The sequence below is a fragment of the Lentzea sokolovensis genome, from assembly GCF_033949975.1.
GTDB classification, from domain to species: Bacteria; Actinomycetota; Actinomycetes; order Mycobacteriales; family Pseudonocardiaceae; genus Lentzea; species Lentzea sokolovensis.
Window position 1 is genome coordinate 121,473 of the sequence record NZ_JAXAVU010000015.1, and the last position, 12,792, is coordinate 134,264.

At 68.6% G+C, this 12,792-nt stretch carries 7 protein-coding genes; 4 read left to right on the top strand and 3 right to left on the bottom strand.

All coding sequences use genetic code 11. The features are described from left to right. Nucleotides 1-36: 36 nt before the first annotated feature. Together SK854_RS38940 and SK854_RS38945 are read left to right on the top strand one after the other, a co-directional pair. A complete protein-coding gene (locus SK854_RS38940) occupies nucleotides 37-720 on the top strand; it encodes a TetR/AcrR family transcriptional regulator (protein ID WP_319980160.1) in 684 nt (227 codons plus the stop codon). Continuing rightward, nucleotides 720-1,028 (top strand): DUF4873 domain-containing protein, encoded by a 309-nt coding sequence (locus tag SK854_RS38945; protein WP_319980161.1) that lies wholly within the window; start codon nucleotides 720-722, stop codon nucleotides 1,026-1,028. The genes SK854_RS38940 and SK854_RS38945 overlap by 1 nt, the downstream gene beginning before the upstream one ends. Here the strand turns inward: SK854_RS38945 and SK854_RS38950 are convergent. The 3 genes from SK854_RS38950 to SK854_RS38960 form a co-directional block, all read right to left on the bottom strand. Next, the gene (locus SK854_RS38950; protein WP_319980162.1) at nucleotides 1,025-8,524 is read right to left on the bottom strand and encodes a DUF7927 domain-containing protein; all 7,500 of its coding nucleotides are present in this window, start codon (nucleotides 8,522-8,524) and stop codon (nucleotides 1,025-1,027) included. The two genes, SK854_RS38945 and SK854_RS38950, sit on opposite strands and share 4 nt — an antisense overlap. A 194-nt stretch (nucleotides 8,525-8,718) precedes the next feature. Further along, nucleotides 8,719-8,943: a DUF3107 domain-containing protein gene (locus SK854_RS38955; protein ID WP_093602316.1), complete on the bottom strand. Its 225-nt coding sequence runs from the start codon at nucleotides 8,941-8,943 to the stop codon at nucleotides 8,719-8,721. 43 nt (nucleotides 8,944-8,986) lie between these two features. Beyond that, nucleotides 8,987-9,628, bottom strand: a complete 642-nt coding sequence (locus SK854_RS38960) for a ferritin-like fold-containing protein (protein WP_319980163.1) — start codon at nucleotides 9,626-9,628, stop codon at nucleotides 8,987-8,989. 226 nt (nucleotides 9,629-9,854) lie between these two features. Here SK854_RS38960 and SK854_RS38965 point away from each other — a divergent pair, with 226 nt between their 5' ends. Beyond that, the gene (locus tag SK854_RS38965) at nucleotides 9,855-11,438 is read left to right on the top strand and encodes a DEAD/DEAH box helicase (protein WP_319980164.1); all 1,584 of its coding nucleotides are present in this window, start codon (nucleotides 9,855-9,857) and stop codon (nucleotides 11,436-11,438) included. Nucleotides 11,439-11,443: 5 nt separating this feature from the next. Beyond that, nucleotides 11,444-12,787: an Rv3212 family protein gene (locus SK854_RS38970; protein ID WP_319980165.1), complete on the top strand. Its 1,344-nt coding sequence runs from the start codon at nucleotides 11,444-11,446 to the stop codon at nucleotides 12,785-12,787. Nucleotides 12,788-12,792 lie beyond the last annotated feature (5 nt).

The window sequence follows — 12,792 nt, forward strand, 5'->3', positions numbered from 1 at the left end:
CTTGAGGTAACGGTTACTTCTGGTAGCGTGCGTCACATGGCACGCACTGTCAAGGGGCCGGACGCGCGACGTGAGCGGTGGAAGGGTCACCGCGAGCAGCGCAGGGCGGAGTTCGTGGAGGCCACGATCGCCGCCGTGGCCAGAAAAGGTCCCGACGTCGGCATGGAGGACGTGGCCGCGGAGGCGGGCGTCAGCAAGCCCGTGCTGTACCGGCACTTCACCGACAAGTCCGACCTGTACCTGGCAGTGGGCCAGAAGGCCACCGAACTGCTGATGGACCGGATGGGTCCCGCGCTCATCGCCGACGGCCCGATCCGCGGCCGCATCCTGGGGATCGTCGACGCCTACCTGTCGGTGATCGAGGAGAACCCGAACCTCTACCGGTTCGTGGTGAAGGGGTCCTTCGTGGACCGTCCGGTCGAGAAGGACGTCGTCGCCGAGGACAAGAACCTCATCGCGTCGACGCTGGCCAGGATCCTCGGCGACTACCTGCGTTCCTTCGAGATGGACTCCGGCGGCGCCGAGCCGTGGGCGCACGCGCTCGTCGGCATGGTGCAGAACGCGGGCGACTGGTGGCTCGACCGCCAGACCATGTCCCGCACGAACCTCAGCGAGTACCTCACCACGCTGATCTGGCACGCCATCGACGGGCTGCTGCGCTCGGCGGGCGTGCAGGCAGACCCGGCAAAGCCACTCACCCCGCTGCGATTGGTGGACTGATGAGCGAGCACGAGCACGACGAAGAGGGCTACACCGGCACCGCCACCCTCGTCTTCGGAGAAGAAGAAGTCGCGGTCGAGGTCGATCTGCGGGGGTACTTCCAGCCGATCGACGGCCGCTACCACTGGTACGGACGGATCAAGAAGCACGACGACGTCACCAGCCGCGTCGAAGGAGGCGCGCGGACCGCGGTGCTGCGCACCCCCACCGGGCAGGCGGAGGGGACGCTCACCGACCCCGACCCGTGGGGCCGTTACCGGGTCGGTGGCATCTCCACTCCGCCTTACAAGATCGAAGAGCCCGCTTAGGCCCTTCGTCGCAGGAACACACCCACGACGAGCAGGACCAAGCCGAACGCCGCCAGTGGCAGAGCCGGGAAACCGGTCCACGCGATCGGCGGATCCTGCCGCACCTGCACGGTCGCGGCACACCTCGGGTCGGAGCCGCCGGGCTTGCAGTTCGAGCCCGGCACGTCCGAGGTCACGACGTTGCGCAGCTCACCGGGTCCGGTCGCGGTGACCCAGTACGTCACCGTGGCCGAGGCCCCGACCGCCAGCTCGCCAGACCAGGTCAGCACCGGCGACGCGAACGTGCCCGCGTCGGTGCCGCCCCACGTCGCGGCCTTCAGCACGTCGGCCAGCGAGTCGGTGAACGACCCGGTGATCGGCGTCTGACCGGTGTTCCGGACGGTCACGGTGTAGGTGATGCGGTCGCCCGGTTTCGCGTCCGTCCGGTCCGCCTTCTTCACGATCTCCAGGCCCGACACCGGGGTCTCGGTGCCACACGCCTCACCGGGGCAGTTGGACGGCGTGTCCGACGTGACCACGTTGCGCAGCTTGAAGTCCCCGGTCGGCGGGTCGTTCACGCGCACCCGGTACGTCACCGTCTTCGTGGCCCCGATCGCCAGCTCACCGGTCCACGTCAGCTTCGGCTTGGCGAACACGCCGGCGTTCGTGTCCACGAAGGACGCGTCGTCCAGCACTCCGCTCAGGTCGTCGACGAAGCTCGCCGCCGGCAAGGTGGTCTGGCCGGTGTTCGTGATCGTCACGGTGTAGGCGACGAGGTCACCGGGCTTGGCGGAGGTCCGGTCGGGCTTCTTGAGGATCTCCAGCCTCGGCACCAGCACCTCGACCGCGCAGCCGTCGCGGCAGTTCGAGCCGGGGGTGTCGGACGTGACGACGTTCTTGAGCCGCAGGTCGCCCTTGCTCGTGACGGTCACCGAGTACCGCACCGTCGCGGACGCGCCGACCGCCAGATCGCCCTTCCACGTCAGCTTCGGCGCCGCGTAGGTCGCCAGGCCCGAGGTCGAGGCCGCGTCGCCGTTGTAGGTGGCGTCGTCGAGCACCTCGGTCATGTCGTCGACGAACGCGGCGTCGCGCAGCATCGTGGCGCCGGTGTTCGTGACGACGACCGTGTAGGTGACCTTCTCGCCCGGCTTGGCCTCGGTCCTGTCCGCCTTCTTCACGATCTGGAAGCCGGCGATCGGGGTGTCCGTGGTGCAGCCTTCCGAGCAGTCGGTGTCCGGGACGTCCGACGACACCACGTTCTTGAGCCGCTTGTCCCCCGCACCCGTGACCTTCACCGAGTACGTGACCGTCACCGACTCACCGACCGCCAGGTCACCGGTCCACGTCAGCTTCGGCGACGTGAACGTGCCCGCGCTGGTGCCGACCCAGGTCGCGTCGTCCAGCACACCGCTCAGATCGTCGGTGACCGTAATTCCACTGTGGACTGTCTGACCGGTGTTGGTGATCGTCACCGTGTACTTGACCTCGTCACCGGGTTTCGCCGATTCGGGCTCGGACGTCTTCACCAGCTTCAGCCCGGCGACCGGCGTGACCGTCGTGCACTCGACGCACTTCCCGCCTGGCGTTTCGGTCGTCACGACGTTGTCGAGGCTGAAGTCGCCCTTCACCGGGTTGGTCACCTTGACCGAGTAGGTCACGCTCACCGTCGCGCCGACCGGCAGGTCACCGGTCCAGGTCAGCTTCGGCGACGTGAACGTGCCCGCGCTCGTGCCGACCCAGGTCGCGTCGTCCAGCACCTCGCTCAGGTCGTCGACGAACGACGCGCCCACCAGGTCGGTCTGGCCGGTGTTGACGACCTCGACCGTGTACGTGACGGTGTCGCCGGGCTTGGCCGACTTCACGTCCACGCTCTTGCTGACCTCCATGCCCGGCAACGGGGTCGACGTCGAGCACTTCGGGTCCGTCGATCCCGGCGGGCAGTTGCCGCCAGGGGTGTCCGAGGTGACGACGTTGTTCAGCCGGTGGTCGCCGGCCGCGGTCACCTTCACCGAGTACGTGATCACGGCCTGCGACCCGATCGGCAGCGTGCCGGTCCAGCTCAACGCCGGTGCCGCGAACGACACCTCGCCCACGGTCGCCGCCGCGTCGTCGTTCCAGGTCGCGTCGTCCAGCACGCCGGTCAGGTCGTCGCCGAACGAGGCGTTCTGCGGCGTCTGACCGGTGTTGCGAACCGTCACCGCGTACGTGACGACATCACCCGGCACGGGCTTGCCCGGCGCGACCTTCTTCACGATCTCCAGGCCCGCCACCGGGGTGTCGGTCGTGCAGCCCTCCGAGCAGTCCGTGCCCGGAGTCTCCGACGACACGACGTTCTTGAGCCGCTTGTCCCCCGCACCCGTGACCTTCACCGAGTACGTGACCGTCACCGACGCACCGACCGCCAGATCACCGGTCCACGTCAGCTTCGGCGCCGCGAACGACACCGAACCCGCCGTAGCGGCCTCGTCGCCGTTCCAGGTCGCGTCGTCCAGCACCCCGGACAGGTCGTCGGAGACCGAAACTCCACTGTGGACGGTTTGCCCGGTGTTGCTGATCGTCACGGTGTAGGTCACCGGGTCACCGGGCTTCGTCGTGGCCGGCTCGGCCTTCTTCACCAGCTTCAACGCGGCGACCGGTGTGTCCGTCGTGCAGCCGTCGACGCAGTTGTTGCCGGGAGTGTCCGACGTGACGACGTTCTTGAGCCGCTTGTCGCCCGCGCCGATCACCTTCACCGTGTAGGTGACGGTCGCCGTCTCCCCCACGCCCAACTGCCCGGACCAGGTCAGCACGGGCGAAGCGAACACACCGGCGCTCGTGCCGACCCACGTGGCGTCGTCCAGCACGCCGGTCAGGTCGTCACGGAACGACGCGTCGAGCACGGTCTTGCCGGTGTTCCGCACGGTCACCGTGTACTTGACGGTGTCGCCCGGTTTGGTCGACGCGGGCTCGGCGGTCTTCTTGATCTCCACGCCGGACACCGGGGTGTCGGTCGTGCAGCTCGGCACGCAGTTGTTGCCGGGGGTGTCGGACGTGACGACGTTCGTCAGCTGGTGATCGCCCTTGCCGGTCACGACGACCGTGTACTTGATGGTCGCGGAACCGCCCACAGGCAGCACACCCGTCCACGTCAGCACGGGCGACGTGAACGTCCCCGCACTCGTGCCGCCCCAGGTCGCGTCGTCGAGCACCTTCGTCAGATCGTCGCGGAACGACGCGTTGAGCTCGGTCTGACCGGTGTTCCGCACGGTCACGGTGTAGGTGACGGTGTCACCGGGGTTCGCGGACTTCCGGTCGACCTCCTTCACGATCTCCATGCCGGGCAACGGGGTCGTGGTCGAGCACTTCGGGTCCGTCGACCCCGGCGGGCAGTTGCCGGGAACCTCGCTGCTGACCACGTTCGCCAGCTTGTGGTCACCCTTGATCGGGTCGTTGACCTTGACGACGTAGGTCAGGGTCGCCGAAGCGCCGACCGCGAGGTCACCGGTCCACGTCAGCGTCGGCGCGGCGAACTCCGCCTTGCCCGTGGAAGCCTGCACGGACACCCACGAGGCGTCGTCGAGCACGCCGGACAGGTCGTCCGTCACCTTCTCGCCGGCCAACGGCACCTGACCGGTGTTGGTGATCGTCACGGTGTACGTCACCGAGTCGCCGGGGTTCGCGGACTGCTCGTCGGCCTTCTTCTCGATCGTCAGCTCACGGCCGGGCGTCTCGGTGCTGCACGACGGATCGGTGGAGCCCGGCGGGCAGTTGTTGCCGGGCGTGTCCGAGGTGACCTTGTTGTTGAGCTTCTTGTCGCCGGGGTTCGGGTTCTTCACCGTCACCGTGTAGGTGATCGTGGCGGTGCCGCCGATCGGCAGGTCGCCCTTCCACTCCAGCCTCGGCCACACCAGCGTGACCGCGCCGGCCGTGGCCTGCGCGTCGTCGTTGTAGACCGCGTCGTCCAGCACCTTGGTCAGGTCGTCGGTGAATGACGCTCCTGTGTGGACGGTCTGACCGGTGTTGGTGACCTTGATCGTGTAGGTCACGGTGTCACCGGGCACGACCTGGTCGCGGTCGTCGGACTTCTCGATCCGCAGACCGGCGATCGGCGTGCTGGTCGAGCACTTCTCGCCACCGGGGCAGTTGGCGCCCGGAGTGGTCGACGTGATCACGTTGTCCAGCTTGAAGTCCGCCGGATCGCCGACCTTCACCGCGTACGTGACGGTGGCCGTGCCGTCGACCGCGAGGTCACCCGTCCAGGTCAGCTTCGGGGCCGCGAACGACACCGAACCCGTGGAGGTATCGGCGGAAACCCACTCGGCGTCGTCCAGGACCTTGGTCAGGTCGTCGGTGAAAGTGGCGCCCTGCAACGGAGTCCTGCCGGTGTTCCGCACGGTCACCGTGTACTTGACCGTGTCACCGGGCTTGGCCGACTGCCGGTCCACCGACTTCTCGAACTCGACACCCGAGACCGGCGTCGTGGTCGTGCAGTTCGGCACGCAGTTGTCGCCGGGCGTATCCGAGGTGACGACGTTCGTGAGTTGCTTGTCGCCCTTGCCGTTCGCGACCACGGTGTACGTGACCGTCGCCGACTCGCCGGGCGCCAACGGACCGTTCCAGGTCAGCTTCGGAGCCGTGAAGGACGGCGTGCCCGAGGAAGCGCTGACCGAGCCCCACGCGGCGTCGTCGAGGACCTGCGTCAGGTCGTCGGCGAACGAGGCGTTCAGCGGGGTCTTGCCGGTGTTCCGCACGGTCACCGTGTACTTCACGGTGTCACCGGGGTTCGCCGACTGCCGGTCGACCTCCTTCTTGATCTCCACCCCGGAGACCGGCGTCGACGTGCGGCAGTCCGGATCGGCGGAGTCCGGCGGGCAGTTGTTGCCGGGCGTCGTCGAGGTGATCACGTTGTCCAGCAGGTGATCGCCCTTGCCGGTCACCTTCACCGTGTACGTGATCGTCGCCGAACCGCCGACCGCGAGAGTGCCGCTCCAGTTCAGCTTCGGTGCCGCGAACGTGGCCGTGCCGGCGGAAGCGTTGACAGCACCCCACTCCGCGTCGTCCAGCACCTTCGACAGGTCGTCGGAGAACGCGGCGTTCAGCGAGGTCTTGCCGGTGTTGGTGACCTTGACCGTGTAGGAGACGGTGTCGCCGGGGTTCGCGGACTGCCTGTCGACGGCCTTCTCGATCTTCAGCCCGGCGACCGGAGTGGTCGTGCCGCACTTCGGATCGGTCGATCCCGGCGGGCAGTTGCCACCCGGCGTGCTGGACGTGATCGCGTTGTCCAGCTGGAAGTCGCCCTTGACCGGGTTCCCGACCTTCAGCGAGTACGTGACGGTCGCGGACCCGCCGATGGGCAGGTTGCCGGTCCAGGTCAGCTTGGGCGAGACGAACTCCGCCACACCCGAGGACGCCGTCGCGGAGACCCACTCCGCGTCGTCGAGCACCTTCGCCAGGTCGTCGGTGAAAGTGGCGCCCTGCAAAGGAGTCCTGCCCGTGTTCGTGACGGTGACGGTGTACGTCACGGTCTCGCCGGGGTTCACCGACTGCTTGTCGGCCTGCTTCTCGAACCGGACGCCGGACACCGGGGTGTCGGTCGTGCAGCTCGGCACGCAGTTGTTGCCGGGCGTCTCCGAGGTGACCACGTTCGTCAGCTGCTTGTCGCCGTTGCCGGTGACGACGACCGTGTAGGTGACGGTCGCCGACGCGCCGACGGCCAGCGCACCCGTCCAGGTCAGCTCGGGCGAGGCGAACGTGGCGTTGCCGGAGGAAGCCGTCGCACTGCCCCAGGTCGCGTCGTCGAGCACCTTCGTGAGGTCGTCGACGAACATCGCGTTCAACGGCGTCTTGCCGGTGTTGGTGACCTTGACCGTGTACTTCACCGTGTCACCGGGGTCGGCCGACTGCCGGTCGACCGACTTCTCGATCTTCACACCCGGCGTGTTCACCGTGGTCGAGCAGTCCGGATCGGTCGAGCCCGGCGGACAGTTGCCCGCACTGCTCACCACGGCGTTGCGCAACTGGTGGTCGCCGGTGATCGGGTTCCTGACCGTGACGGAGTAGGTCAGCGTGACCGTCTTGCCCTTGGCGACGTCACCGGTCCACGTCAGTTTCGGTGCGACGTAAGAGATCGAGCCCGACGTCGCGGCCTGGTCGTTGTTGAACGTCGCGTCGTCCAGCACCTCGGTGAGGTCGTCGGACACGGTCAGGCCGGTGACGTCCGTGGCACCGGAGTTGGTGATGGTGACCGTGTACGGCACCTGGTCGCCGGGGTTCGCGGTGGTCTTGGGAGTGGACTTCTTGATGTCCAGGCACTCGACCGGCAGCCGGTAGTCCTCGACCTCACCGCTGTCCGCGAGTCCTGTCGCGTTGGCAGTCTGGTCTGCGTTGTAGCTCGCCCGGAACCGCGCATAGGTGTTGCCGCACTTGACGTTCTGCGGAATCTTCCAGGTGATCGTCGCGGATCCCGCGCCGGCCGCGAAGGTCGCGCACGCCCGTTCGTTGTTGTCGAACGAGCCGTTGCCGTTGAAGTCGATCCACGCGCACACCCGGCCGGCCTGCGAGGCGCCGGACAACGTCACGGGCACCGAGTAGTCGTCACCGGCGTTCGACCTGGCCAGCCGCGGGAACGCCGCCACGCCGTCGTCGAGGTCGTCACCGTTGGGCAGGTTGTTGTCCGCGCCCGCCGCCACGGCCTTGGGGCTCGGCGTGGTCGAACCGAGGTTGATCGTCGTGGGGTTGTCGACCGACACGCCCGAGCCCAGAGCCAGATCACCGACGACGTGGCTGGCCGCCGCACCGGTGTCGTAGCTCGCGGGCGCGTCGCCGAAGTCCTCGTCCACCGAGACGCCCGCGACGTAGAAGTCGTCCGTCGCGTTGCTGCTGTTGGTGAGCATGTCGACCTGGAAGCTCACGGAGCTGACGGTGCCGTTCATGCGGACACTGCCGCACGACGCGGGAGCCGACCTCGCGCCGTTGGAGTTGCACAGCACGTTGAGGTTGCGGTTCGGCGCCTCGACGCGGGTGCCGTTCTGCCCGATCGTCATGTTCGTCGCGCCGGCCAACGGCCCGTCCAGCGTCACTCCTGGCGTGGTCACGGTGTGTGCGACGTGCGTGCTGCCGGTGTTGCCGATGGTCGCGCCGCTGCCCGCGATGTGCAGCACCGGGTCGCGCACCGGCCGGTTGAACGAGAACGTCAGCGTGCCCCGGTTGAAGCAGTCGACGAACGCGGCACACCCCGCGGCGGCCGCGGTGAGGCCGATCAACGCCGTGTTCGCGGGGATCTGCGGCCGGAAGTTGCCGGGCACCGCACCGCGGTCACCGGGAGGCGAGTTCAGCGTGGTCAGCCGCAGGTTCGCCCCCGACACCGACGCCGTGACGACCGCACCGGACGTCAGCGTCGAACGCGCCGACGCGTTCACCGCCGGCAACGCGGAACTCGTGGACCACGACCCGGCCGCGTGTGTCTGATAGGCCTGCGCGGGCAGGGTGAAGGTCGTTGCCGAGACCACGAGCAACAGGGCCAGCAGGGCGGCGCGCATAGCACTCCTCAGCAGCGTGACGACTCCGTCACGCTAGGTGCGCGCACATGCTCCTACCAGCGAAGTCACCGCTTCAGGCGACCTCGACGCCCAGCCGGACTGCGGGTTCGGCAGCGGTGATCGATACTGCGCCGCCGCGGAACGAGAGAGGCCCCGGTCGCGGACGACCGGGGCCTCTCTCACGTTCTGCCGTCTCAGGCGCCGAACCCGACCTTGCGCGAGTCCTGCGGGCCGATCTCCACGTACGCGACGCGGCCAGCGGGCACGACGAACCGCGCACCCTTGACGTCCACCAGCGACAGCACGCTGGACTTGCCGGACACCGCGTCCGCCACCAGAGCCTCGACCTCGGACGGGTTGAGTTCACTGGTCACGACGAGTTCGCGCCCGCTGTCCGCGACGCCGATCCTGACCTCCACGCTGACCTCCGTGCTCAAGAGAAAAATCTAGTCGCGAGCCTACCTAGCCCAGACCCAGCTGCGTCATGCGCCGCGCGTGACTCTGCTGGAGCCGGCGGAACAGCTGACCGATCCCGGCGAGGTCCCCGGAGCCCCGGATGATCAGCTCGGAGAGGCCGTCCCGCTCCGCCACCACGTACTGGGCCTGCGTCAACGCTTCACCGAGCAGCCGCCGGCCCCACAGCGCGAGCCGGTCGCGGACCCGCGGATCGGTCTCGACGGCGGCCAGGACTTCGCGTTCAGCGAACGCCGAGTGACCCGTGTCGGCGAGCACGTGCAGCACGAGCTCCTTGGTCGGCGCGTCCAGCCACTCCGCGATCTCGCGGTAGAAGTCCGCCGCCAGCCCGTCGCCGACGTACGCCTTCACCAGCGACTCCAGCCACGACTTGGGGCTCGTCGACTCGTGGAACGCGTCGAAACCCTTCACGAACGGCGTCATCGCGTCCTCGACGGTGATGCCCTCGGTGGCCAGGTGCTTCTGCAGCATCGTGAAATGCCCGATCTCGGCTGCGGCCATCTGCGCGAGCGCCGCGCGTCCCGCCAATGTCGGCGCCGTGCGCGAGTCCTCCGTCATCCGGTCGAAAGCCGAGAGCTCGCCATATGCAAGCGCTCCCAGAAGATCGACAACACCCTCCGCAACACCCATGGTGACCAAGCCTAGTGGTCAAAAGTGTCTGGGCAGGTAGAATGGCCTCGGACGCCCGGCGTGACGAGTGTGACGACCACGCTGCGCGGCGCAGAAATGGTGCGCGTACACCTTTCCCGCAGCTGCTCATCTAGCGCGGTCGAGAGGCCCGGCCAGGGCTCGTACGCGCTTGGTACGAGAGAGGCTGATCACCCTGACCGCTGAAGTAGAAGCACATCTGGACCCGGTGGCACTCGAACACAGCGAGGCCGGAGTTCCCGAAGAAGACACGTCGCACCCGTTGCTGGCAGACGCCCCGGTGCAGTCCGAATCCCCCACGTTCGCCGAGCTCGGCGTGCGTCACGAGATCGTCAAGGCGCTCGGCGAAGCCGGCATCGAACGCACCTTCGCCATCCAGGAACTGACGCTCCCCATCGCTCTCGCCGGTGACGACCTCATCGGCCAGGCCCGCACCGGCATGGGCAAGACCCTCGGGTTCGGCGTGCCGCTGCTGCACCGCGTAGACCTGCCCGGCGACGGCACCCCGCAGGCCCTTGTGGTCGTGCCCACCCGTGAGCTGTGTCTCCAGGTCTCGCACGACCTCACCGACGCGTCGCGCCACCTCGGCGTGAAGGTCGCCGCGATCTACGGCGGCATCCCCTACGAGCGGCAGATCGCGCAGCTCCGCAAGGGCGCCGATGTCATCATCGGCACGCCCGGCCGCCTGCTCGACCTGGCCGAACAGCGCCACCTGGTGCTCGGCAAGGTCCGCATGCTGGTGCTGGACGAGGCCGACGAGATGCTCGACCTGGGCTTCCTGCCCGACATCGAGCGCATCCTGAACATGGTTCCCGACGAGCGGCAGACCATGCTGTTCTCGGCGACCATGCCGGGCCCCATCATCACGCTGGCGCGCACGTTCCTGAACCAGCCGACGCACATCCGTGCCGAGGAGAACGACGCCGGCCAGACGCACGAGAACACCTCGCAGTTCGTCTACCGGGCGCACTCGATGGACAAGCCGGAGATGCTGGCCCGCGCTCTGCAGGCCCGCGACCGCGGTCTGACCATGGTCTTCGCGCGCACCAAGCGGACCGCGCAGAAGGTCGCCGACGACCTGACCGAACGCGGGTTCGCCGCGGCCGCCGTGCACGGCGACCTGGGTCAGGGCGCGCGCGAGAAGGCGCTGCGGGCGTTCCGCGCCGGCAAGGTCGACGTGCTGGTCGCCACCGACGTCGCCGCGCGCGGCATCGACATCGACGACGTGACGCACGTCATCAACTACCAGTGCCCCGAGGACGAGAAGACCTACGTCCACCGCATCGGCCGCACGGGCCGTGCCGGACGCAACGGTGTCGCGGTCACGTTCGTCGACTGGGACGAGACGCACCGCTGGGCCTCGGTCAACGACCTGCTCGGCCTCGGCCAGCCGCTGCCGGTGGAGACGTACTCCACGTCCGACCACCTGTACGCCGACCTGGGCATTCCGTCCGGTTCCACGGGCCGGTTGCCGCTGAGCCACCGCACCCGCGCGGGCCTCGACGCCGAGGAGGAGGAGAAGCTCGACACCGGCAAGCGCAAGCGCCGCAGCAGTCGTCGTCCCGGCTCCACCCCCGCGGGCGCCGAGCAGGCTCCGGAGGCGAACACCGAGGAGACCAGGCCGAAGCGGTCCCGCTCGCGCACGCGCAGCCGCGCGGGTGTGACGCAGGAGGGCGAGCAGGCGCCGGCCTCCGAGGGCGGCGAGAGCTCCGCGAAGTCCGCCTCGGACAAGCCGCGCAGGCGTCGGCGTCGCCGAAGCTCTGCCGAACAGGCCGCACCTTCGGCAGACTGATCACCATGTCGTCCCCCGGTTCCGACGTCACCGACGTCGAGGACGTCCTCGACGAGCCCGCGCACGAGAGCGTGCCCGAGTCCAAGCCCGTCGAGGAACGTCCGCCCGCCCGCTCCTGGCGCACCCGCGCCGACTTCGTCGCGGTCGCGCTGATCGCCGTGGTGTCGGTGACCGCGTCCGTGCTGACCTGGGCGTTCAGCGATGCTCGTGCCACGACGTCGGTCACCGGGCCCTCGTCGTGGGAGCAGCTGCCCGAGGTCACCGCGCTGCCCCCGTCACTCGGCGAGGTGTGGCGCGCGAAGAGCGGCGCCACGCAGTCGCCCGTGGTCGTGCAGACCGCGTCGAAGGACACGGGCGAGGAGAAGCCGTCGACGGTCGTCACCGGCGACGGCGGCGAGGTCAACGGGCGCGACCCGCTGACCGGGGACGTCCGGTGGACGTACAAGCGCGACCTGCCGCTGTGCGTGGTGAGTTCGGCGTGGGGCAGGGCGATGGCCCTGTACTCCAAGGGCACGAACTGCTCGGAGCTCACCTCGCTCGACGGCGTGACCGGCGAGCGGCGGGCGCAGCGCAACGGCGACGCGGAACCGGGCACGGCACTGCTCAACGAGGGTTCGCACCTGATCACGACCGGCTCGAAGTTCGTCGAGGTCTACCGGCGTGACGACCTGGTGCGCTCGCTCGAGTACGGCTCCCTGCGCGCGATCGTGAACCCGGGCAAGCAGCCGCGCGTCGGCTGCACGTACGGCTCGACGGCCGTCACGTCCGGCAAGTTCGCGATCATCGAACGCTGCCCGGACGACGCGTCGGAGCGGGTCACGGTGCTCAAGCCGAACCCGGACAAGTCCGACGAGCCCAAGGTGTTCTCCACCGCGATGACCGGCGGCAAGAACGCGCAGATCGTCGCCATCACGGAAAAGCTCGTCGCCGTGGCGGTACCGGGCCCGAGCCGGTTGCAGATCTTCGACACGGAGACCGGAAACCAGGTCGGCGAGGCGCCGCTCGACATCCCCGACGCCGATTTCACCGACCCGCCGAACCGCGTGGCGCGCGTCTTCACGACGAAGACGAACGCCTTCTGGTTCAGCGGTTCCCGCACGGTCGCGCTGTCGCTGGAGACGCTCACTCCACTGTGGACCGCCGAGGGCACGCTGGGCGCCGGCACGACGCTCGCGGGCCGCGCGCTCATCCCGGTGAAGGAGGGCCTGCGGGTGTACGAGCAGGCCACCGGTGCCGTCGTGGGCACGATCAAGCTGAACCGCGAGGGCCACACGGGCCCTGTGCAACTCGCCACAGCCGGTCCCGTCGTGCTTGAGCAGCGTGGCGAAACCCTGGTCGCGCTGCGATAGTTCAG